Below are 23,510 nucleotides of genomic sequence, written 5' to 3'. Positions count from 1 at the left end.
GCGGCTATTTCAACATAAGCTGGTTTTTTGAATGCAGAACGACAAAGATCTCTCCACGTGGCAGACCTTCCGCCGACTCTGGCCAATGATTGCGCCATTTAAAGCAGGGCTGATCGTGGCGGGTGTTGCGTTAATCCTCAACGCAGCCAGCGATACCTTCATGCTATCGCTTCTTAAACCGTTACTGGATGATGGTTTTGGTAAAACGGATCGCTCAGTGCTGCTGTGGATGCCGCTGGTGGTGATCGGGCTGATGATCCTTCGTGGCATAACCAGCTATATCTCAAGCTACTGCATCTCATGGGTATCGGGAAAAGTGGTGATGACCATGCGTCGTCGTCTTTTCAGCCACATGATGGGCATGCCAGTGTCGTTTTTCGACAAGCAATCCACCGGCACACTGCTGTCGCGCATCACTTATGACTCTGAGCAGGTGGCGTCGTCGTCGTCCAGCGCGCTGATTACCGTCGTGCGCGAAGGCGCGTCGATCATCGGCCTGTTCGCGATGATGTTCTGGTACAGCTGGCAGTTGTCGGTGATCCTCATCGTACTGGCGCCAATCGTGTCGATTGCCATTCGCGTCGTATCGAAGCGTTTTCGTAATATCAGCAAAAACATGCAGAATACGATGGGCCAGGTCACGACCAGCGCAGAACAGATGCTGAAAGGGCATAAAGAAGTGCTGATGTTTGGCGGCCAGTCGGTCGAAACCAAACGCTTTGATAAGGTCAGCAACAAAATGCGCCTGCAGGGGATGAAAATGGTCTCTGCATCCTCCATTTCCGACCCCATCATTCAGCTCATCGCCTCGCTGGCGCTGGCGTTCGTTTTGTATGCCGCAAGCTTCCCGAGTGTCATGCAAACCCTGACTGCCGGTACCATCACTGTCGTGTTCTCGTCGATGATTGCCCTGATGCGTCCGCTGAAATCGCTGACCAACGTCAACGCGCAGTTCCAGCGCGGGATGGCCGCCTGCCAGACGCTGTTTGCCATTCTCGACAGCGAGCAGGAAAAAGATGAAGGTACCCGTGTGATTGATCGCGCTGAGGGGCATGTGGAGTTCCGCAATGTCTCCTTTACCTATCCAGGCCGTGAAACAGCGGCGCTGCGCGACATCAACCTGGACATTCCGCAAGGGAAAACCGTGGCTCTGGTCGGGCGTTCGGGTTCAGGGAAATCGACCATCGCCAGCCTCATCACGCGCTTTTACGACATTGATGCAGGCGAAATTCTGCTCGACGGGCATGATCTGCGCGAATACAAACTGACCTCCCTGCGTGATCAGGTCGCGCTGGTTTCTCAGAACGTACATCTGTTTAACGACACGGTGGCGAACAATATCGCTTACGCCCGTACCGAAGAGTACAGCCGTGAGCAGATCGAACAGGCCGCACGCATGGCGTATGCCATGGACTTTATCAACAAGATGGATAACGGCCTCGACACCATCATTGGTGAAAATGGCGTGATGCTCTCCGGTGGGCAGCGTCAGCGTATCGCTATCGCCCGTGCGTTGCTGCGTGACAGCCCGATCCTGATCCTCGATGAAGCCACCTCGGCGCTGGATACCGAATCTGAACGCGCGATTCAGGCGGCACTGGATGAGCTGCAGAAAAACCGCACTTCACTGGTTATCGCGCACCGCCTTTCCACCATTGAACAGGCGGATGAAATTGTGGTGGTGGAAGATGGCCGTATCGTTGAACGCGGCAGCCATGCCGATCTCCTGGCCCACCGTGGCGTTTACGCCCAACTGCATAAGATGCAATTCGGCGAATGATTTCACGCATCTGGTCCGGCGAATCACCGCTCTGGCGGCTGTTGTTACCGCTCTCCTGGCTCTACGGCCTGGTGAGCGGACTCATTCGTCTGAGCTATCGTCTGGGGCTGAAATCGTCCTGGCGCGCGCCGGTACCTGTGGTTATCGTCGGCAACCTGACCGCAGGTGGCAACGGCAAAACGCCGGTGGTCATCTGGCTGGTTGAACAGCTCACGCAGCGCGGTATTCGAGTTGGCGTGGTGTCGCGCGGTTATGGCGGCAAAGCGGCTCACTATCCCTTACTCCTTTCAGAAAAAACCACCACCGCGGAAGCGGGCGATGAACCGGTATTGATTTTCCAGCGTACCGGCGTGCCGGTTGCGGTATCCCCGGTGCGACGTGATGCGGTCAGCGCATTGCTGGAAAAGCACGATCTCCAGATCATCATCACGGATGACGGGTTACAGCACTACCGTCTGGCGCGGGATATGGAAATCGTGGTCATCGATGGCGTTCGCCGTTTCGGCAATGGCTGGTGGTTACCTGCGGGCCCGATGCGTGAACGTGCTTCCCGGCTGAAAACCGTTGATGCGGTGATCACCAATGGCGGCGTTGCCCGTGCCGGTGAAATCGCGATGCAACTGCGTCCGGGAAACGCCATCAACCTTCTGACCGGTGAGCAACGCGATCCCCGCGAACTGTCGCAGGTCGTCGCGATGGCGGGAATCGGCCATCCGCCGCGTTTTTTTGCCACCCTCGAAAGCTGTGGTGTGCAACCGGTTAAAACCGTGGCGCTGGCTGATCATCAGGCGCTTGTCGCTTCTGAGGTTGACGCGCTGCTGGAGCGTGGGCAAACGCTGATCATGACGGAGAAAGATGCCGTCAAATGCCGGGCGTTTGCCCGGGAAAACTGGTGGTATCTGCCGGTCGACGCCTGTCTGGAGGACGACCGTGCTCAGCCATTGCTTCAGGCGCTGGTGGCGCTGACGCAACGACAGTAATATCGCCGCACATCGTCTGCGGCTTTGACGAGGGACTGCTATGCCCGAATTGCACCTTTCGCTTACCGCTGCACGACATCTGCATCTCGCCGCTCAGGGGATGCTCAAAAAACCCCGCCGCCGCGCTCAGCCACAGGACGTGCTGAATACCATCGAACGCATGTCTTTATTGCAAATCGACACCATCAATGTGGTGGCCCGCAGCCCTTATCTGGTGCTGTTCAGCCGTCTGGGCGATTACCCTCAGACCTGGCTCGACGATGCCCTGCGCCGCGGGGAACTCATGGAATACTGGGCGCACGAAGCCTGTTTTCTTCCGCGCAGTGATTTCTCGCTGGTGCGCCATCGCATGCTGGCGCTGGACAGCATGGGCTGGAAATACAACAGGGCGTGGATGGACGCGCATGCCAGCGAAATAGAAGAATTGATTGCCCATATTGCCGAAAATGGTCCGGTACGCTCGGCGGACTTTGAACATCCGCGCAAAGGCGAATCCGGCTGGTGGGAGTGGAAACCGCATAAACGTCATCTGGAAGGGCTGTTTACCGCCGGAAAGGTCATGGTCATCGAACGGCGTAATTTTCAGCGTGTTTATGATTTAACGCACCGGGTGATGCCGCACTGGGACGATGAACGGGATCTGCTGGCGCGGCCTGAAGCCGAAGCGCTCATGCTGGAAAACAGCGCCCGTAGCCTGGGGATTTTTCGCCCGCAGTGGCTTGCGGATTACTACCGCCTGCGCCAGCCGTCGTTGCCTGCGCTGCTGAGTCGCTGGCTGGAAGAGAAGCGTATCATTGCGGTTGACGTTGAAACGCTCGGTGAAATGTGGCTCGACAGCAACTTACTGCCTTATCTGGACGCGGCAGTGGACGGAAAACTCACCGCCACGCACAGCGCCGTGCTGTCTCCGTTTGATCCGGTCGTCTGGGACAGAAAGCGCGCTGAGCAGCTGTTTGGCTTTACCTACCGGCTGGAGTGTTACACGCCCGCGCCTAAGCGCCAGTATGGCTATTTCGTTCTGCCATTGTTGCATCAGGGCAAACTGGTGGGGCGAATGGACAGCAAAATGCACCGCAAAGAGGGTGTTCTGGAAATCTTTGCGTTATATCTGGAAGACGGTATACGCGTCAGCGCCTCGCTGGAGAAGGGGTTAACCCAGGCGATCAACGACTTTGCGCGCTGGCAAGGGGCAACCCGCGTCCGGCTGGGGCATGTGCCGTCGTCCCTGTTTGCGACGAAGGTCGAAGGTTGGGAAATTGACGCCGACTGATGCGTCAGTGTGATATGCTGGCGGGATGATTTAGCCGGCCCATCTGGAGGAAGTATGGATCACCGTTTACTCGAAATTATTGCCTGCCCGGTCTGTACCGGAAAGCTCTATTACAGCCAGGACAAACAGGAACTGATTTGTAAAATCGACAGCCTGGCGTTCCCGCTGCGCGACGGTATTCCGGTATTACTGGAAAACGAAGCGCGTACTTTAGCTGCGGAAGAGAGCCATCCATGAGTTTTGTCGTTATTATTCCAGCCCGCTTTGCCTCCACACGTTTACCCGGAAAACCGCTGCAGGATATCAACGGCAAGCCGATGATTGTGCATGTGCTCGAACGCGCGCGCGAATCAGGCGCTGAGCGGATCATCGTGGCGACCGATCATGCGGACGTCGCCCGTGCGGTGGAAGCCGCGGGTGGGGAAGTGTGCATGACACGTGCTGATCATCAGTCCGGCACTGAGCGTCTGGCCGAAGTGGTGGAGAAATGCGGCTTCAGCGACGATACCGTGATCGTCAACGTGCAGGGTGATGAGCCGATGATCCCGGCGGTCATCATCCGTCAGGTGGCGGAGAATCTCGCCAGCAGCCACGCCGGTATGGCGACGCTGGCGGTGCCCATCCATGACGCGGAAGAAGCGTTTAACCCGAACGCCGTCAAAGTGGTGATGGACGCAAACGGCTACGCGCTCTATTTCTCCCGCGCCACCATTCCGTGGGATCGCGACCGGTTTGCGAAAAGCCGTGACGCTATTGGCGACACACTGCTGCGCCATATCGGCATTTACGGTTATCGCGCCGGTTTTATTCGCCGCTATGTCAGCTGGGTGCCGAGTCCGCTTGAGCAGATAGAGATGCTGGAACAGTTGCGCGTGCTCTGGTACGGCGAAAAAATCCATGTTGCCGTGGCGAAACAGGTGCCTGGCACTGGCGTGGATACCCCTGAAGATCTCGAACGCGTACGTGCCGAACTGCGCTAACTACTGTTGCCCCGAATCCCCCGGGGCAACCGATACCGCCTCGTTTTCCCTCACTTTTCTGCGTTGCTTTTGATCTTATCAGGGTGACATATTCCCTTGTGGCGCTCATTATAAAAGCAGTAGTCAATGTGAGGGTAATCAGATATGGAACAACTGCGCGCCGAACTGAGCCATCTGCTGGGTGAAAGATTAAGCCGGGTAGAATGCGTTAGCGAGAAACCAGACTCGGCACTGTGGTCGCTCTATGATTCTCAGGGAAATCCCTTACCACTGCTGGCAAGAAGTTTCTCCACTCCCGGTCTGGCGCGTCAGCTGGCGTATAAGGTGTCGATGCTGTCGCGCGGCGGCACGGTGCGCATGCCAGTGGTGTATGGCGTCCTGACGCACGAAGAGCATCCCGGTCCCGATGTCCTGCTGATCGAGCGTCTGCGCGGCGTGTCGGTTGAAGCGCCTGCCAGAACCCCGGAACGCTGGGAACAACTGAAAGACCAGATCGTCGAAGCGCTGCTCTCCTGGCATCGCCATGACAGCGGCGGGCGCGTCGGCCAGGTCGACAGTACCCAGGAAAACATCTGGCCGCACTGGTACCGCCAGCGGGTTGAGGTGTTATGGGGAACGCTGAACCTGTATCAGAACACCGGCCTCACCATGCAGGATAAGCGTATTCTGTTCCGCACCCGGGAATGCCTGCCAGCACTGTTCGACGGTTTTAATGACAATTGCGTGCTGATCCACGGTAATTTTACGCTGCGCAGTATGCTAAAAGATGCCCGCAGCGATCAGCTACTGGCGATGGTTGGCCCGGGGATCATGCTCTGGGCACCCCGGGAATATGAACTGTTCCGTCTCGCTGACAGCGATCTGGCGGAAGGGTTGCTGTGGCACTATCTGCAGCGCGCGCCGGTGGCCGAAGCGTTTATCTGGCGGCGCTGGCTCTACATGCTGTGGGATGAAGTTTCACTGCTGGTCAATACCGGGCGATTTAACCGCGCCAATTTTGACCTGGCCGCAAAATCACTCCTCCCCTGGCTCTCCTGACACACCTTTCAGCCACTGCCACGCACGACCGAGCGTTTCATAACCCACGCGATCGCTGTGCATCAGCCAGATCGGCGACGGAATGACCCGTTCCCATGGCTGCAACGGCGATGTAATGGCCAATTGATTCGCGGGAGCGGGAAGCGGGTTAAGCCCAATTTGCTGGAAGAAAATCATCGCGCGCGGCAGATGCGAGGCGGACGTCACCAGCAGGAAAGGGGCTGTGCCCACGGTCGCTTTGACCGCAGTGGCTTCTTCTTCGGTGTCTTTGGGGCTGTCCAGCACGATAATTTCACTGCGCGGCACCCCGAGGCTTTCGGCAACGCGGGCGCCTGCTTCCCCGGTGCTGACCGGGTTGGTTTGCGCGGCGGCGCCGGTGAAAACCAGTTTCGCGCCGGGGTTGGCCTGCCACAAACGGATGCCCTCCGCCAGACGCGGGAGGCTGTTGTTGATAAGGTTTGAACTCGGCGCCCATTCCGGGTTCCAGGTATAGCCTCCACCCAATACCACTACGTACTCTACGCGCTCGCTGCCGCGCCAGGTCGGGTATTTATCTTCAATGGGTTTGAGAAGTCCGTCGGCGACAGGTTGCAGGCTCAGCAGCAACAGGGCGAGCCAGCCGACAGCGATGAAACACTTACCGGTTTTCTGAAAACGGCTGAAAATGATCAGCAACAGTCCGAAGCCAATGAACAGCAGCAACAGCGGCAGGGGTAACATCATGCCGCCGATAAACTTTTTCAGCGTAAAAAGCATGCGGAATGGGTCCTTTTTTAACCATTTGACGGGTGGAATGCCGTGATATTACACCAGATGGCTCCATTCTCGTCGCGTCTGTGACAAAATACGCCTTTTGCCTGGATCGCGGAGTGGGCCATGCGGGATCGCAATTTTGATGACATAGCAGAGAAGTTTGCGCGCAACATCTACGGAACGACCAAAGGCCAGTTGCGTCAGGCGATCCTGTGGCAGGATCTCGACCGTCTTCTGGAATCTTTTGGCTCAACGCCGTTGCGCGTTCTGGATGCCGGTGGCGGAGAGGGTCAGACCGCGATTAAAATGGCGCAGCGCGGGCATCACGTCACTTTATGCGATATTTCTGGTGAGATGATTAGCCGGGCGACGCAAGTGGCAACAGAGAAAGGTGTGAGCGGCAACATGCATTTTGAACAATGCGCCGTTCAGGACATTACGCAGCATTTGGAAAGCCCGGTTGATCTGATATTGTTTCATGCTGTGCTGGAGTGGGTCGCTTCTCCGCAAGAGGTGTTACAGGCGCTGTGGTCGGTGTTGCGCCCCGGTGGGGCATTGTCGTTAATGTTCTACAATGCTAACGGCCTGTTGATGCATAACATGGTCGCCGGGAACTTTGATTACGTACAGGCAGGTATGCCGAAGAAGAAAAAGCGTACACTTTCGCCGGATTACCCGCGCGAACCGCAACAGGTTTATGGCTGGCTGGAAGAGACCGGCTGGCAAATCACCGGGAAAACCGGTGTGCGTGTGTTTCATGATTATCTGCGTGAAAAGCATCAGCAGCGCGATTGTTTCGATGCGTTGCTGGAACTGGAAACGCGTTATTGCCGCCAGGAGCCTTACATCAGCCTGGGCCGCTATATTCATGTCACCGCGATGAAGCCGCTGGTAGATACAAGGAAAAATGATGAGTGAATTTTCCCAGACAGTCCCCGAACTGGTTGCCTGGGCCAGAAAAAATGATTTCGCCATTTCGCTGCCGGTCGACAGACTCTCGTTTTTGCTGGCCGTCGCCACGCTAAACGGCGAGCGGCTGGAAGGGGAGATGACGGAAGGCGAACTGGTCGATGCGTTTCGTCATGTCAGTGATGCGTTTGAGCAAACCAGTGAAACCATCAGCGTTCGCGCCAACAACGCGATCAACGACATGGTCCGACAACGTCTGCTGAACCGCTTTACCAGCGAACTGACGGAAGGGAACGCGATTTATCGTCTGACGCCCCTTGGCATCGGCATTACCGACTATTACATTCGTCAGCGCGAATTTTCGACGCTGCGTCTGTCGATGCAGTTGTCTATCGTTGCGGGCGAACTCAAGCGCGCCGCCGATGCCGCAGACGAAAACGGTGACGAATTCCACTGGCACCGTAACGTCTATGCGCCGTTGAAATATTCCGTGGCGGAGATTTTCGACAGTATCGATCTCACCCAGCGTGTGATGGATGAACAGCAGCAGCAGGTGAAAGATGATATCGCTCAGTTGCTGAACAAAGACTGGCGGGCGGCGATCTCCAGCTGCGAAGTGTTGCTGTCCGAAACCTCCGGCACGCTGCGCGAACTGCAGGATACGCTGGATGCGGCGGGTGATAAGCTGCAGGCGAACCTGCTGCGCATTCAGGATGCCACCCTGGCCCATGACGATCTGCACTTTGTCGACCGGCTGGTGTTTGATCTGCAAAGCAAGCTTGACCGCATCGTCAGTTGGGGCCAACAGGCGATTGACCTGTGGATTGGCTACGACCGCCATGTGCACAAATTTATTCGTACCGCTATCGACATGGATAAAAACCGCGTGTTTGCCCAGCGTCTGCGCCAGTCGGTACAAAGCTACTTCGATGCGCCGTGGGCGTTGACCTACGCCAACGCCGATCGTCTGCTGGATATGCGTGATGAAGAGATGGCGCTGCGCGACGAAGAGGTCACCGGGGAACTTCCGCCGGATTTAGAGTACGAAGAGTTCAACGAGATCCGAGAACAGCTTGCGGCGATGATCGAACAACAACTGGTCATCTATAAAGATAAGTCGCTACCGCTGGATCTCGGTCTGGTGGTGCGCGAATACCTCGTACAATATCCGCGTGCGCGTCATTTCGACGTGGCGCGAATTGTCGTTGACCAGGCCGTGCGCCTGGGTGTTGCACAAGCAGATTTCACCGGATTGCCACCGAAGTGGCAGCCGATTAATGATTACGGAGCCAAGGTACAGGCGCATGTCATCGACAAATATTGAACAAGTGATGCCAGTTAAACTGGCGCAGGCGCTGGCCAACCCGTTATTTCCTGCCCTCGACAGCGCCCTGCGCGCGGGGCGTCATATAGGGCTTGATGAGCTGGATAATCACGCCTATCTGATGGACTTTCAGGAATATCTGGAAGAGTTTTATGCCCGCTACAACGTTGAGCTGATCCGCGCGCCGGAAGGGTTTTTCTACCTGCGTCCGCGCTCAACCACCATCATTCCGCGCTCGGTGCTTTCTGAGCTGGATATGATGGTCGGCAAAATTCTGTGCTACCTGTACCTCAGCCCGGAACGTCTGGCGAATGAAGGCATTTTCACGCAGCAGGAACTTTACGATGAACTGCTGACGCTAGCCGATGAACCCAAACTGCTGAAGCTGGTTAACAACCGTTCGACAGGCTCCGATCTCGATCGGCAAAAACTGCAGGAAAAAGTGCGCTCGTCGCTGAACCGTCTGCGCCGTCTCGGCATGGTGTGGTTTATGGGGCACGACAGCAGCAAATTCCGCATTACCGAATCGGTCTTCCGCTTCGGCGCTGACGTTCGCTCAGGTGATGATCCGCGTGAAGCGCAACTGCGTATGATCCGCGACGGCGAGGCGATGTCGATTGAAAACCATCTGCAACTCAATGATGAGACGGAAGAAGATAATCAGCCGGATAGCGGGGAGGAAGAGTAATGATTGAACGTGGTAAGTTTCGGTCGCTAACGCTGATTAACTGGAACGGCTTTTTTGCTCGTACCTTCGATCTCGATGAGCTGGTGACGACGCTGTCGGGCGGTAACGGGGCCGGTAAATCCACCACCATGGCGGCGTTCGTTACGGCGCTTATCCCTGACTTAACGCTGCTGCACTTCCGTAACACCACGGAAGCCGGGGCGACCAGCGGTTCGCGTGATAAAGGCCTGCACGGTAAACTGAGAGCGGGCGTCTGTTACTCGGTGCTGGATGTGATGAACTCCCGCCATCAGCGTGTGGTGGTCGGCGTGCGTCTGCAACAGATCGCCGGTCGCGACCGCAAAGTGGATATCAAACCGTTCGCCATCCAGGGGCTGCCGATGTCGGTGCAGCCGACGCAACTGCTGACCGAAACGCTTAACGAACGTCAGGCGCGCGTGCTCTCGCTTCAGGAGCTGAAAGACAAACTTGAAGCGATGGAAGGGGTACAGTTCAAACAGTTTAACTCCATCACCGACTATCACTCGCTGATGTTTGATCTCGGCATCGTCGCGCGTCGTCTGCGCTCGGCGTCGGATCGTAGTAAATTCTACCGTCTGATTGAAGCCTCGCTGTACGGCGGTATCTCCAGTGCCATCACCCGCTCGCTGCGCGATTACCTGCTGCCGGAAAACAGCGGCGTGCGTAAGGCCTTCCAGGACATGGAAGCCGCGCTGCGTGAGAACCGCATGACGCTGGAAGCTATCCGCGTTACCCAGTCTGACCGTGACCTGTTCAAACACCTGATTTCCGAAGCGACCGACTACGTGGCCGCTGACTATATGCGCCACGCCAACGAGCGCCGTATCCATCTTGATAAGGCTCTTGAATACCGCCGTGAACTGTTCACCTCCCGCCAGCAACTGGCGTCTGAGCAGTATAAACACGTGGACATGGCGCGTGAGTTGCAGGAGCACAGCGGTGCAGAAGGCGATCTGGAAGCCGATTACCAGGCCGCGAGCGATCACCTGAACCTGGTGCAAACCGCGCTGCGTCAGCAGGAAAAAATTGAACGCTATGAAGCTGACCTCGAAGAGTTGCAAATCCGTCTGGAAGAGCAGAACGAAGTGGTGGCGGAAGCGACGGAACAGCAGGAAGACAACGAAGCCCGCGCCGAAGCCGCCGAACTGGAAGTGGATGAGCTGAAAAACCAGCTTGCCGACTACCAGCAAGCGCTGGACGTCCAGCAGACCCGCGCGATTCAGTATACCCAGGCGTTGCAGGCGCTGACCCGCGCCAAAGAGTTATGCCATCTGCCGGACTTAACCCCGGACAGCGCGGACGAGTGGCTGGAAACCTTCCAGGCGAAAGAGCAGGAAGCCACAGAAAAACTGCTGTCGCTTGATCAGAAAATGAGCGTGGCGCAAACGGCGCACAGCCAGTTTGAACAGGCTTACCAGCTGGTGACGGCGATTAACGGCCCGGTCGCCCGCGACGAAGCGTGGGATGTGGCCCGCGAACTGTTACGCGACGGCGTCAACCAGCGCCATCTGGCGGAGCAGGCGAATGCCCTGCGCGGTCGTCTGAACGAACTGGAGCAGCGTCTGCGCGAACAGCAGGACGCTGAGCGCTTGCTGGCGGAATTCTGCAAGCGTCAGGGCAAACAGTATGATGCGGACGAACTGGAAACGCTGCATCAGGAACTGGAAGAGCGCATTGAATCGCTTTCCGAAAGCGTTTCAAACGCCAGCGAAAAACGCATGGAACTGCGTCAGGAGCTGGAACAGATTCAGGGGCGCGTTCAGGTACTGATGCAGCGTGCGCCGGTCTGGTTGCAGGCGCAAAGCAGCCTGGCGCAACTGTGCGAGCAGAGCGGCGAGCAGTTCGAATCCAGCCAGGACGTGACCGAATATTTGCAACAGTTGCTGGAGCGTGAACGCGAAGCGATTGTTGAACGTGATGAAGTCGGCGCGCGCAAGCGGGCGGTCGATGAAGAAATCGAACGTTTAAGCCAGCCTGGCGGTTCTGAAGATCAGCGTCTTAACGCGCTGGCCGAACGTTTTGGCGGCGTGTTGTTGTCAGAAATCTACGATGACGTCAGCCTCGACGATGCGCCGTACTTCTCTGCGCTGTATGGCCCGTCGCGTCACGCCATCGTGGTGCCTGATCTGTCGCAGATCGCCGAACAGCTGGAAGGTCTGGAAGACTGCCCGGAAGATCTCTATCTCATCGAGGGCGACCCGCAGTCCTTTGATGACAGCGTGTTCAGCGTTGATGAACTGGAAAAAGCGGTGGTGGTGAAAATCGCCGATCGCCAGTGGCGTTATTCCCGCTTCCCGTCGGTGCCGCTGTTTGGCCGCGCCGCGCGTGAGAACCGCATTGAAGCCTTGCATTCCGAGCGCGAAGATCTCTCTGAGCGTTTTGCGACGCTGTCCTTCGATGTGCAGAAAACGCAGCGTTTGCATCAGGCTTTCAGCCGCTTTATCGGCAGCCATCTGGCCGTCGCGTTTGATGATGACCCGGAAGCGGAAATCCGCAAGCTGAACAGCCGTCGCGGCGAGCTGGAACGCGCACTCAGCACGCATGAAAACGATAACCAGCAGAGCCGGACGCAGTTCGAACAGGCGAAAGAGGGCGTGACCCAACTGAACCGCCTGTTGCCGCGCCTGAACCTGCTGGCGGATGACACGCTGGCCGACCGTGTCGCTGAGATCCAGGAGCGTCTGGATGAAGCGCAGGAGGCCGCACGCTTTATTCAGCAGTTCGGCAATCAACTGGCGAAACTGGAGCCGATCGCGTCGGTACTGCAGAGCGACCCGGAACAGTTCGAACAACTGCGTGAAGATTACACTTACTCGCAACAGATGCAGCGCGAAGCGCGCCAGCAGGCATTCGCACTGACCGAAGTGGTGCAGCGTCACGCCCACTTCAGCTATTCAGATTCCGCCGAAATGCTGAGCGGCAACAGCGATCTCAACGAAAAACTGCGCCAGCGTCTGGAACAGGCCGAAGCGGAACGTACCCGCGCCCGTGAGGCGATGCGTACACACGCCGCACAGCTCAGCCAGTACAGTCAGGTGATGGCGTCGCTGAAGAGTTCGTACGACACCAAGAAAGAGCTGCTGAGTGATCTGCATCGCGAGCTGCAGGATATTGGCGTTCGTGCTGACAGCGGCGCAGAAGAGCGCGCCCGTCAGCGTCGTGATGAACTGCATACTCAGCTCAGCAACAACCGTGCGCGTCGTAATCAGCTGGAAAAAGCGCTGACTTTCTGTGAAGCGGAAATGGATAACCTGACCCGCAAACTGCGGAGTCTGGAGCGTAACTATCTCGAAATGCGCGAGCAGGTGGTGAGCGCGAAAGCGGGCTGGTGTGCGGTAATGCGTCTGGTGAAAGACAACAATGTCGAGCGCCGTCTGCATCGTCGCGAGCTGGCCTATCTCTCCGGCGATGAACTGCGTTCGATGTCGGATAAGGCGCTCGGTGCGTTGCGTCTGGCGGTGGCGGATAACGAACACCTGCGTGACGTGCTGCGCCTGTCGGAAGATCCGAAACGTCCGGAACGTAAAATTCAGTTCTTCGTCGCCGTTTATCAGCATCTGCGCGAACGTATTCGTCAGGATATTATCCGTACCGATGATCCGGTGGAAGCCATTGAACAAATGGAGATCGAACTGGGTCGTCTGACGGAAGAGCTGACGTCGCGCGAACAGAAGCTGGCAATCAGCTCCCGCAGCGTGTCGAACATCATTCGCAAAACCATCCAGCGCGAGCAGAACCGTATTCGGATGCTCAACCAGGGGTTGCAGAACGTCTCCTTCGGCCAGGTAAACAGCGTGCGTCTCAATGTGAACGTGCGTGAAACCCATGCCACGCTGCTGGAGGTGCTGTCTGAACAGCACGAACAGCATCAGGATCTGTTTAACAGCACCCGCCTGACCTTCTCTGAAGCGCTGGCGAAACTCTACCAGCGCCTGAACCCGCAAATCGACATGGGGCAGCGTACGCCGCAGACCATCGGTGAAGAGCTGCTGGATTACCGCAGCTATCTCGAAATGGAAGTGGAAGTTAACCGTGGCTCCGACGGCTGGTTGCGTGCAGAGTCCGGTGCGCTGTCGACCGGGGAAGCGATCGGTACCGGTATGTCTATCCTGGTGATGGTGGTACAGAGCTGGGAAGATGAAGCGCGTCGTCTGCGCGGTAAGGATATTTCACCGTGCCGCCTGCTGTTCCTCGATGAAGCCGCGCGTCTGGATGCCCGCTCGATCGCCACATTGTTCGAGCTGTGCGAGCGTCTGGAAATGCAGCTGATCATCGCGGCGCCGGAAAACATCAGTCCGGAAAAAGGCACCACTTATAAGCTGGTGCGTAAGGTCTTCCAGAACCACGAGCACGTGCATGTGGTTGGTCTGCGCGGCTTCGCGGCGCAGTTGCCGGAGACCCTGCCGGGAACGGCAGACGCTTCTTAGAAAGAGATTCTGAAAATGCAAGGGCGACACTCGTGTCGCCCTTTTTGTTATCGGGTTTGACTAAAGAATATAGTATTATCTTTAAACTTCTTTACGTTTGGTCAGGCAAAAGAATTTTTGTCTTTATATACTGAGAGTAAGGTCCGTTTGAGAGGCCTGCAATGCCAACAGGGGGCAAGGGATGTTGCTTAAGAATGCCGTATATCGTCGATTGTCAGCATTGAGTGTGTGTCTGGCTTTCGCATTTGCTCCACTGTTCAGCGTACAGGCTGATGAGCCTGAGCTGGTGCCGACGGACAGCTCGGCCACGATGGGCGAAAACGCCACGGCACAGGTGCAGCCGGCAACGGAATCTGACACGGTGGCGATGATGGCGGGGCTCAAACCGCTACCGGAAGGTGCAGCGGAAAAAGCGCGTAGCCAGATCCAGTCGCTACTGCCTGCGGACTACAAACCGGTCTATATGAACGCACTGACGGCGATGTATGCCGCGCGCGACATGAAACCGATGTGGGAGAATCGCGAGGCAGTGCAGGCCTTCCAGCAACAGCTGGCGGAAGTCGCTATTGCCGGGTTTCAGCCGCAATTTACGACCTGGGTTGGACTGCTGACCGATCCTGCCGTGAGCGGTGATGCGCGCGATATCGTGCTGTCAGATGCGATGATGGGCTACCTGCATTTCATCAGCAACATTCCTCTGCAGGGCAACCGCTGGTTATACAGTTCGAAACCGTACACGCTGGCGACACCGCCGTTGTCGGTCATCAATCAATGGCAGGTGGCGCTGGACAACGGCGCATTGCCGCAATTCCTGGCTGAACTCGCTCCGCAACACCCGCAATATGCCGCGATGCATCAGACGCTGCTGGCGCTGGTGGCAGATTCAGGTCCGTGGCCGGAACTGACTTCTACCGCCAAACTGAGCCCTGGTCAGCGGAGCAAAGATGTGCCTGCGCTGCGTGAAATCCTGCGCCGCACTGGCATGCTTGAAACCACGCCGGACATCGCACTGCCTGGCGATAACGCAGTGGTAAGCCCGTCAGCGCAACCCGCAGGCAAAGCCAAAACCGAATCTCAGGTTTACGATCGGGCGCTGGTCGATGCCGTGAAGCGCTTTCAGACCTGGCAGGGGCTGGGCGCTGATGGCGTGATCGGCCAGGCCACGCGTAGCTGGCTGAATGTCACGTCAGCGCAACGGGCAGGGGTGCTGGCGCTGAATATCCAGCGCTTACGCTTGCTGCCAGGTAAACTTTCTACCGGCATTATGGTGAACATTCCGGCGTTCTCGCTGGTGTATTACCAGAATGGTGATCAGGTGCTGGCGTCGCGCGTGATTGTCGGTCGCCCGGACCGCAAAACGCCGTTGATGAGCAGCGCGCTGAATAACGTTGTGGTGAACCCGCCGTGGAACGTGCCGCCGACACTGGCGCGCAAAGATATCTTGCCGAAGGTATGGAACGATCCAGGCTATCTTGAGCGTCACAACTATACCGTGCTGCGCGGCTGGAACAGCAAAGAAGCTATTGATCCGTGGATGGTGGACTGGTCGACGATCACGCCATCGAATCTGCCGTTCCGTTTCCAGCAGGCGCCGGGCGCAAGCAATTCACTGGGGCGCTATAAGTTTAATATGCCAAGCTCTGACGCCATTTATCTTCACGACACGCCTAACCACAACCTGTTCCAGAAAGACGTGCGTGCGTTGAGCTCAGGCTGTGTACGCGTGAATAAAGCCTCTGAGCTGGCGAACATGCTGCTGCAGGATGCAGGCTGGAACGACACGCGGATTTCAGATGCGCTGAAACAAGGCGATACGCGCTACGTCAACATCCGCGAGAATATCCCGGTCAATCTCTACTATCTGACCGCCTTTGTTGGTGCCGACGGGCGCACGCAATATCGTACAGATATTTACAATTATGACCTCACGGCGCGATCTGGCGCACAAATTCTGTCAAAAGCAGAACAATTAATCAGGTGAATGAAGTAGTTCAGGCTATTTCGGTGTCGTATAAAACAGGGAAAGCGGGCCAGGAAGTTAAAAAAGGGCCGTTTTTCCTGGGATAGGGTGCCTTGACGGCAGTGGTATTGCCAGGTAAGGTTCCCCTACGTGCGCCAGAAGTGCATAAATAACGATCACTTTACCTGTAGACCTGATTATCATGGACAAATTTGACGCTAATCGCCGCAAATTGCTGGCGTTAGGTGGCGTTGCCTTAGGCGCGGCGGCCATCTTACCCACACCCGCATTTGCGACCCTCTCGACACCCAGACCGCGAATTTTGACGCTGAGTAACCTGAATACCGGCGAGTCTATCAAAGCGGAGTTTTTCGATGGCAGAGGCTATATTCAGGAAGAATTAGCAAAACTTAATCATTTTTTCCGTGACTATCGCGCGAACAAAATGAGATCCATCGATCCTGCTCTCTTTGATCAACTCTACCGTCTCCAGGGCCTGCTGGGTACCCGTAAACCTGTTCAGCTGATTTCGGGTTACCGTTCACTGGATACCAACAACGAAATGCGTGCCCACAGCCGTGGTGTAGCGAAACAGAGCTATCACACCAAAGGCCAGGCCATGGATTTCCATATTGAAGGCACCTCTTTAAGCAATATTCGCAAAGCGGCGTTATCTCTGCGCGCAGGTGGTGTAGGATATTACCCACGAAGCAATTTTGTGCATATTGATACCGGTCCGGTTCGGCACTGGTAATAAAGCAGGAGCATCATGAACTATCGAATTATTCCGGTTACGGCGTTCTCCCAGAACTGTTCATTGATCTGGTGTGAACAAACGAAACTGGCCGCGCTGGTTGATCCCGGTGGCGATGCAGAACGAATCAAACAGGAAGTGGCTGCGGCAGGGGTGACGCTGATGCAAATTCTGCTGACGCACGGGCATCTCGATCACGTTGGCGCTGCGGGAGAACTGGCTCAGCATTACGGCATCCCGGTGATCGGTCCGGAAAAAGAAGATGAGTTCTGGCTTCAGGGCTTACCTGCCCAGAGCAAAATGTTCGGGCTGGGCGACTGCCCGGCGTTAACCCCTGATCGCTGGTTGAACGAGGGGGACACGGTCAGCGTTGGCAACGTCTCGCTGCAGGTGCTGCATTGTCCTGGTCATACGCCAGGGCATATTGTCTTCTTCGATGACGCTTCTCGTCTGTTAATTTCCGGCGATGTGCTTTTCAAAGGCGGTGTTGGTCGCAGTGATTTCCCGCGTGGCGATCACGGCCAGCTTATCGACGCGATCAAACGCAAATTATTGCCGCTGGGCGATGATGTGACGTTTATTCCCGGGCATGGCCCGCTGTCGACGCTTGGCGAGGAACGCCTGCACAACCCGTTCCTGCAGGATGAAATGCCTGTCTGGTAAAAAGCAAAAAGGCCGCAAAAGCGGCCTTTTTCATCATGGTGCGCTTACAGCACCGCGACAATCGCTTCACACAGCGGCGCCATGTTATCCGGCGTCATCCCGGCGACGTTAACACGCCCGGACGCAACCGCATACACGCCAAACTCTTCACGCAGACGCAGCACCTGCTCTTTGGTCAGGCCGCTGAAAGAGAACATGCCGTTCTGCTTAGTGATAAAACTGAAGTCACGGTCAGCGCCTTTTTCCTGCAGCGTATTCACGAACAGCAGACGCATGCGCTGAATGCGCTGGCGCATGTCTGTCAGTTCCTGTTCCCAGATGGCGCGCAGGGCGTCGTTGCTGAGAATGGTCGCGACCACCGAAGCCCCGTGAGCCGGTGGGTTGGAATAGTTGGCACGAATCACGGATTTCATCTGGCTGAAGGCGCGATCAACGGATTCGCTGTCGGCGGCGACAATCGTACAGGCACCCACACGCTCATTATACAGGCCAAAGTTTTTCGAGAAGGAGCTGGCCACAATCAGCTCTTTGTGCAGCGCAGCGAACGCGCGCAGGCCTTCGGCGTCTTCTTCCAGGCCACGGGCAAAGCCCTGATAGGCAAAGTCGAACAGCGGCAGCCAGCCTTTCTCTACAGACAGGGTTGCCAGCTGTTGCCACTGCGCCAGCGTCGGATCGATACCGGTTGGGTTATGGCAGCAGCCGTGGAACAGCACAATGTCACCCGCCTGGGCTTCGCTCAGACTGGAAAGCAGGCCGTCGAAATCAAGCGCATGGTTTGCCGCATCGTAGTAAGCGTATTCACGCACTTCCAGACCGGCGGCATTAAACACGCCTTTATGGTTTGGCCAGCTCGGATTGCTCACCCACACGCGTCTGGCGCTGGTGTTTTTCGCAATGAAATCTGCCGCAATACGCAGCGCACCGGTACCGCCCGGCGTCTGCGCTGTGCGCGCACGTTTGTCGCTAATCAGCGCGCTGCCTTTGCCGAACAGCAGTTCCTGGGTGCAGCGCCCGAATTCCGGAATACCGTCGATGCCGAGGTAGTTTTTGGTGGTTTCATTTTCCAGCAGATACTGTTCTGCTTTTTTTACGCTGGTAAGAACCGGGGTTTTTCCTGTTTCATCTTTATACACACCGATCCCAAGGTTAATTTTGGTCGGGCGGTCATCGGCACGAAACAAATCGGCCAGCCCCAGAATAGGGTCGGCAGGCGCAGCGGTAATGTTCTCAAACATGACGAGGTTCCATTGTGGTTACAGAAGGGAATTCCGATATCAGGTTAACGGGAGATTTCTAAATTGCCAACCGTTTGCGACGAAAAGCGAGCGACTTCGCAAAACTCGCCATTTTTTACTGCCGGACACAAAAAAACAGGGCCGAAGCCCTGTTTTTTAAGCATATAACAAAGTGGCGTACTGATTAGAACTGGTATGCAACACCCAGGACAACCTGGTCGTCTACACCAACCAGCGCTGTCGGAGCATCGTCTTCGTCCAGCAGGTTGATACGGTAGTCAGCATACACGTTGAAGTTCTTGTTGAAGTAGTAGTAAGAACCCACGGTGATGTATTTAGCCAGGTCGCGGTCGTAGTAAGAACCGTCATCAGCAACCAGGTCTTTACCTTTAGTCTGTACGTAAGATACGGACGGACGCAGACCGAAGTCGAACTGATACTGAGCTACAACTTCAAAGTTCTGGGTTTTGTTAGCGATATCGTAAGCGTCTGCGCCAGTAGCAGTCTGGTTACGGGTTTCAGAGTAGATCGCTGCCAGGTAGATGTTGTTCGCGTCGTATTTAGTACCGAACGCCCATGCTTCAGCTTTGTCGCCACGACCGTCAGCTTTCTGACCGCCATTTTCAGCAGTGGTACGGTTAGCATTGCTGTAAGCAGCAATCACGCCGAAGCCTTCGCCGAAGTCATAGCCCAGAGAGTAACCTACGCCGTCACCGTTTGACTGTTTCAGGTTCTCACGGTCGTTTTTGCCCTGATACTGAATACCGAAGTTCAGACCATCAACCAGACCGAAGAAATCGCTGTTACGATAGGTCAGCAGGCCAGTAGAACGGTTGTTCATGTAGTTGTCAGTGCTGCCCGCCCAGGTTTCGCCAGAGAAGGACGGCGCTACGTCGGTGAGCGCTTCTACGTCGTACACGATGCCGTAGTTACGGCCGTAGTCGATAGAACCGAAGTCAGCAATTTTCAGACCAGCGAAAGCCAGACGAGTTTTGTTAACCTGGGAACCTTCGGCTTCGTCAGCCAGCATACGATATTCGAACTGGCCGTAACCGGTCAGTTGATCGTTGATCTGGGTTTCGCCTTTAACACCGATCTGAGCGTAAGACTGGTCACCGTTAGTGGTGTTGTCACCAGAGGTAACAAAGCCGTGCTCACCTACTACTTTGCCGTACAGATCCAGCTTGTTGGCATTTTTGTTATAGATTTCTGCTGCGTTGGACGCACCAGCTACTAACAAGGCAGGGATAACCACTGCCAGGATATTGCGCTTCATCATTATTTATTACCCTCATTAGGTTTTTTTTATCAACACTCGCCACTGCCGCCAATAAATTCCGTCAATGAAAATTTACGGAACTATTGATGAGAGTTTGGTGTCTTTGTGTATCTAGGACGAATATTTCCATTCATGACAACGTTTCGCTAGCCTGAAAGTGCTACAAATCTCCTAAATAAGTTACAAAAAGAAATAATGTGTAAGAATTTGTGTAAATGAGGGAACTTTGTGAACCACCTCAAAGTTCCGGGAAGTGAGTTGTAAAGTTCTCCGACTCCTTATCTATCTATCTGAAAAACTTATATTAAAATCAGGAATCGCATTTAATAGTGCGAAAAAGATACGATTCCTGATTTTTCTTTTTCCGGCAAACAGCCATCTATACCGCTTTGGGTTTGGTTAAAATTTGTGCTATGGGATGCGTATAGTCTGATCGGCAAGTCAAAAAATGGTTATTTTTTGTTCGTAGATGTTACGCGACTTAACAGGTGGCGTTGAGAAGAGAAAAGGAGTGGGACAGAGGGACAAAAAAGCCAGCTTTGCAGCTGGCTTTCGGTTTGATGAACTCAGAAGCTCGCGTTACGCGGCGTGCGTGGGAACGGAATAACGTCACGGACGTTCTGCACACCAGTGACATAGGCAATGAGACGCTCAAAGCCCAGACCGAAACCGGAATGCGGAACGGTGCCGTAACGACGCAGATCGCGATACCACCAGTAGTCTTCTTTATTGAGCCCCATCTCGGCCATACGCGCATCCAGCACATCAAGACGTTCTTCACGCTGTGAGCCACCGATGATTTCACCGATGCCCGGTGCCAGCACGTCCATCGCGGCAACGGTTTTGTTGTCCTCGTTCAGACGCATATAGAACGCTTTGATCTCTTTCGGGTAGTTTTTCACCACCACCGGCGCTTTAAAGTGCTGCTCAGCAAGATAGCGTTCATGCTCAGACGACAGATCCACACCCCAGTAAACCGGGTTTTCGAACGACTGGCCGCAGTTTTCCAGAATGGTGACTGCATCGGTGTAATCCACCTGAGCAAAGTCAGCACTGATAAAACGTTCCAGACGTTCGATGGCGTCTTTATCCACGCGCTCAGCGAAGAACTGCATGTCGTCCATACGCTCTTCCAGCACTGCTTTGAAGACGTATTTCAGCATGGCTTCTGCGAGGCGGGCGTTGTCTTCCAGATCAGCAAACGCCACTTCCGGCTCCAGCATCCAGAATTCCGCCAGGTGGCGGCTGGTGTTGGAATTTTCAGCACGGAAGGTCGGGCCGAAGGTATACACCTTTGACAGCGCGCAGGCGTAGGTTTCGCCGTTCAACTGGCCGGAAACGGTCAGGAAGGATTCTTTGCCAAAGAAGTCTTTGTCGTAATCCACTTTGCCCTGAGCGTCGCGCGGCAGGTTTTCCAGATCCAGCGTGGACACGCGGAACATTTCACCGGCGCCTTCGGTATCAGAAGCAGTGATAAGCGGCGTAGACACCCAGAAGAAACCCTGCTCATCAAAGAAGCGATGCAGCGCCTGCGCCAGCGTATGGCGTACGCGTGCAACAGCGCCAATCAGGTTAGTGCGCGGGCGCAGGTGCGCGACTTCACGCAGATACTCGATGCTATGGCGCTTCGCCGCCATCGGGTAGGTATCCGGCTCGTCAACCCAGCCTGTGACCTCAATCTGGCTTGCCTGAATTTCAAAACTCTGGCCCTGGCCCTGAGACGCCACCACTTTGCCGGTGACGATCACCGAGCAACCGGTCGTCAGACGCAGCACTTCCTGATTGTAATTGGGCAGAGAATTATTGACGACGGCCTGTACAGGATCAAAGCAGGAACCGTCATAGACGGCAACGAAGGAGAAACCAGCTTTTGAATCTCGGCGGGTACGCACCCATCCGCGCACGGTGACTTCGCTGTCAACGGCTACGCGGCCCTGGAGTACGTCGGCAACAGGCACAACGCTCATAATAATCTCTCTGTAGTAGTCCAATAAAAATGTCATTTCTCCCCGAAAAGGGAGTTATCTATGTTACCTGTCATCCGCTATCAGACAAGTAGATTTCGCAGTTCAACAGAGAGAAAATGATAAATAAATAAAGAAGAAGGGAGCCTGCGGGCTCCCTTTTTGCCTTTAACTGGCTTTCTTCACCTGCGGCAGGTCGAAGGCTTCACGCAGCGCGCGGACAAACGCCTTATCGTGGCAGATGGTTTTCCCCGGACTGTCGGAGAGTTTCGCCACCGGCTTGCCGTTACATTCCACCAGTTTAATGACGATATTCAGCGGTTTCACCTGAGGAATATCGCAGGTCAACCGCGTACCGATACCGAAGCTCAGATTCACCCGCGAGGAGAAGTGGCGGTACAAATCGACGGCTTTGGCTAAATCGAGATTGTCAGAGAACACCAGCACCTTGCTGAGCGGATCGATGCCGAGTTTCTGGTAATGGGCGATGGCTTTTTCTCCCCATTCCACCGGGTCGCCGGAATCGTGACGCAGCCCCTGGTAACGGGTAGCGAATTCCGGCCCGAAATCGCGCAGGAAGGCATCCATGGTGATGCAGTCGGTGAGGGCGATCCCCAGTTGATTCGGGTATTCATCGAGCCAGGCGGCGAGCGCTGCACGCTGGCTGGTGGCCAGGTCAGGGCTGATTTGCTGATGTGCCTGGAACCATTCGTGCGCCTGGGTTCCCATCGGCGTAAGAGAAAGGCGGCGGGCAAGGTCATAGTTACTGGTGCCGATAAACCACGGCTCCTGTTGCAACCGCTGAACGATCGCCTGCTGAACGTCGCGGGAGAAGCGACGACGGGTGCCGAAATCCATCAGACGGAACGCGGACATATCAAGGTCCGCGGTCATGTGCGCAAAATCGACAAGTTTAGACTCAAGCGTTTCCAGCGCCTGAGAGACGCCCATTTCCGCAGAGCGATAACGGTGCACCAGCTCGCTTATCACCGCCAGCAGCGGCACTTCCCACATGATCACTTCACGCCACGGGCCGGACAGACGGATATTCAGCTTGCCGTTGTCATTGCTGACCGTCACCTGCCGCGGGTCGTAACGGAAGTCACGCAGCCAGTCCAGATAATCCTGTTTAAAGAAAGGCAGACCGGAGAGCCAGCGATATTCGTCGTCCTGCAACTTAAGCGTACGCATTGCGTCAACCTGCTCACGAATCGCATCGGCATAAATGCCCAGCAGGTCGTCACCACGGCAGCGGAATTCAGCCGCTACATGCACATCATAATAGTGGTGAAAAACAGCCTGCTGCATGTGCAGTTTGTAGGCATCTGTATCAAGCAGCGTGTGCAGAACAGGAGAAGCAAATTGTGTCATGGCGCGCAGTAGCATCCTCTCACGGGTGCGTTTCCATCAAAATCAGACAGATAAAAAACGCAGGAGTATAGCTTGTTAACCTGGCTATGTCCTGCAATGAACGCGGCATCGTCT

Annotated in this window: 18 protein-coding genes; 13 read left to right on the top strand and 5 right to left on the bottom strand. The window is 55.6% G+C overall.

Annotated features, from left to right (window positions below):
* Positions 1-31 precede the first annotated feature (31 nt).
* The 6 genes from msbA (at position 32) to AOY23_RS09265 (ending at position 6,048) form a co-directional block, all read left to right on the top strand.
* Positions 32-1,780: a lipid A ABC transporter ATP-binding protein/permease MsbA gene (gene msbA / locus AOY23_RS09290; protein ID WP_054179137.1), complete on the top strand. Its 1,749-nt coding sequence runs from the start codon at positions 32-34 to the stop codon at positions 1,778-1,780.
* A complete protein-coding gene (lpxK, locus tag AOY23_RS09285) occupies positions 1,777-2,760 on the top strand; it encodes a tetraacyldisaccharide 4'-kinase (protein WP_054179136.1) in 984 nt (327 codons plus the stop codon). The genes msbA and lpxK overlap by 4 nt, the downstream gene beginning before the upstream one ends.
* 40 nt (positions 2,761-2,800) lie before the next feature.
* Complete coding sequence (locus tag AOY23_RS09280; protein WP_054179135.1) at positions 2,801-4,030, top strand: winged helix-turn-helix domain-containing protein; 1,230 nt, start codon at positions 2,801-2,803, stop codon at positions 4,028-4,030.
* Positions 4,031-4,084: 54 nt separating this feature from the next.
* Positions 4,085-4,267, top strand: a complete 183-nt coding sequence (gene ycaR, locus AOY23_RS09275; RefSeq protein WP_054179134.1) for a protein YcaR — start codon at positions 4,085-4,087, stop codon at positions 4,265-4,267.
* Positions 4,264-5,010 carry a 3-deoxy-manno-octulosonate cytidylyltransferase gene (kdsB, locus tag AOY23_RS09270; protein ID WP_054179133.1) on the top strand — a complete coding sequence of 249 codons (747 nt, stop codon included), beginning with the start codon at positions 4,264-4,266 and terminating at the stop codon, positions 5,008-5,010. Before ycaR ends, kdsB begins: the two co-directional genes overlap by 4 nt.
* A gap of 144 nt (positions 5,011-5,154) precedes the next feature.
* A complete protein-coding gene (locus AOY23_RS09265) occupies positions 5,155-6,048 on the top strand; it encodes a YcbJ family phosphotransferase (RefSeq protein ID WP_054179132.1) in 894 nt (297 codons plus the stop codon).
* Here the strand turns inward: AOY23_RS09265 and elyC are convergent.
* On the bottom strand, positions 6,025-6,804 hold the full coding sequence (elyC, locus tag AOY23_RS09260) for an envelope biogenesis factor ElyC (RefSeq protein WP_054179131.1): 780 nt from the start codon (positions 6,802-6,804) through the stop codon (positions 6,025-6,027). The genes AOY23_RS09265 and elyC overlap by 24 nt on opposite strands.
* A gap of 120 nt (positions 6,805-6,924) precedes the next feature.
* Here elyC and cmoM point away from each other — a divergent pair, with 120 nt between their 5' ends.
* From cmoM to AOY23_RS09225, 7 genes are all read left to right on the top strand, one after another.
* The gene (cmoM, locus tag AOY23_RS09255) at positions 6,925-7,719 is read left to right on the top strand and encodes a tRNA uridine 5-oxyacetic acid(34) methyltransferase CmoM (protein ID WP_054179130.1); all 795 of its coding nucleotides are present in this window, start codon (positions 6,925-6,927) and stop codon (positions 7,717-7,719) included.
* Positions 7,712-9,034 carry a chromosome partition protein MukF gene (gene mukF / locus AOY23_RS09250; protein WP_054179129.1) on the top strand — a complete coding sequence of 441 codons (1,323 nt, stop codon included), beginning with the start codon at positions 7,712-7,714 and terminating at the stop codon, positions 9,032-9,034. The genes cmoM and mukF overlap by 8 nt, the downstream gene beginning before the upstream one ends.
* Positions 9,015-9,722 carry a chromosome partition protein MukE gene (gene mukE, locus AOY23_RS09245; protein WP_038154673.1) on the top strand — a complete coding sequence of 236 codons (708 nt, stop codon included), beginning with the start codon at positions 9,015-9,017 and terminating at the stop codon, positions 9,720-9,722. The genes mukF and mukE overlap by 20 nt, the downstream gene beginning before the upstream one ends.
* A complete protein-coding gene (gene mukB / locus AOY23_RS09240) occupies positions 9,722-14,170 on the top strand; it encodes a chromosome partition protein MukB (protein WP_054179128.1) in 4,449 nt (1,482 codons plus the stop codon). Before mukE ends, mukB begins: the two co-directional genes overlap by 1 nt.
* 181 nt (positions 14,171-14,351) lie before the next feature.
* Positions 14,352-16,151 carry a L,D-transpeptidase gene (ldtD, locus tag AOY23_RS09235; protein ID WP_054179127.1) on the top strand — a complete coding sequence of 600 codons (1,800 nt, stop codon included), beginning with the start codon at positions 14,352-14,354 and terminating at the stop codon, positions 16,149-16,151.
* Positions 16,152-16,332: 181 nt separating this feature from the next.
* The gene (gene mepK, locus AOY23_RS09230) at positions 16,333-16,884 is read left to right on the top strand and encodes a peptidoglycan L,D-endopeptidase MepK (protein ID WP_038154669.1); all 552 of its coding nucleotides are present in this window, start codon (positions 16,333-16,335) and stop codon (positions 16,882-16,884) included.
* Positions 16,885-16,899: 15 nt separating this feature from the next.
* Entirely contained in the window at positions 16,900-17,547 is a 648-nt protein-coding gene (locus AOY23_RS09225) for an MBL fold metallo-hydrolase (RefSeq protein ID WP_054179126.1), read from the top strand.
* Between the two features lie 44 nt (positions 17,548-17,591).
* Here AOY23_RS09225 and AOY23_RS09220 read toward each other — a convergent pair whose 3' ends face one another.
* The 4 genes from AOY23_RS09220 to pncB all read right to left on the bottom strand — a co-directional run bounded on the left by AOY23_RS09220 (position 17,592) and on the right by pncB (position 23,396).
* Positions 17,592-18,782, bottom strand: coding sequence for an amino acid aminotransferase (locus AOY23_RS09220; protein ID WP_054179125.1), 1,191 nt, complete (start codon positions 18,780-18,782; stop codon positions 17,592-17,594).
* A 184-nt stretch (positions 18,783-18,966) separates the two neighbouring features.
* Positions 18,967-20,061 (bottom strand): porin, encoded by a 1,095-nt coding sequence (locus AOY23_RS09215; protein WP_054179124.1) that lies wholly within the window; start codon positions 20,059-20,061, stop codon positions 18,967-18,969.
* 566 nt (positions 20,062-20,627) lie between these two features.
* A complete protein-coding gene (asnS, locus tag AOY23_RS09210; RefSeq protein WP_054179123.1) occupies positions 20,628-22,028 on the bottom strand; it encodes an asparagine--tRNA ligase in 1,401 nt (466 codons plus the stop codon).
* 165 nt (positions 22,029-22,193) lie between these two features.
* Positions 22,194-23,396, bottom strand: coding sequence for a nicotinate phosphoribosyltransferase (gene pncB / locus AOY23_RS09205; RefSeq protein ID WP_054179350.1), 1,203 nt, complete (start codon positions 23,394-23,396; stop codon positions 22,194-22,196).
* Positions 23,397-23,510: the final 114 nt, after the last annotated feature.

It is taken from the genome of Trabulsiella odontotermitis, assembly GCF_001297775.1.
GTDB classification, from domain to species: domain Bacteria; phylum Pseudomonadota; class Gammaproteobacteria; order Enterobacterales; family Enterobacteriaceae; genus Trabulsiella; species Trabulsiella odontotermitis.
The sequence above is the reverse complement of the archived record's forward strand: the minus strand, read 5'-3'. Positions and strand labels throughout refer to the sequence as shown.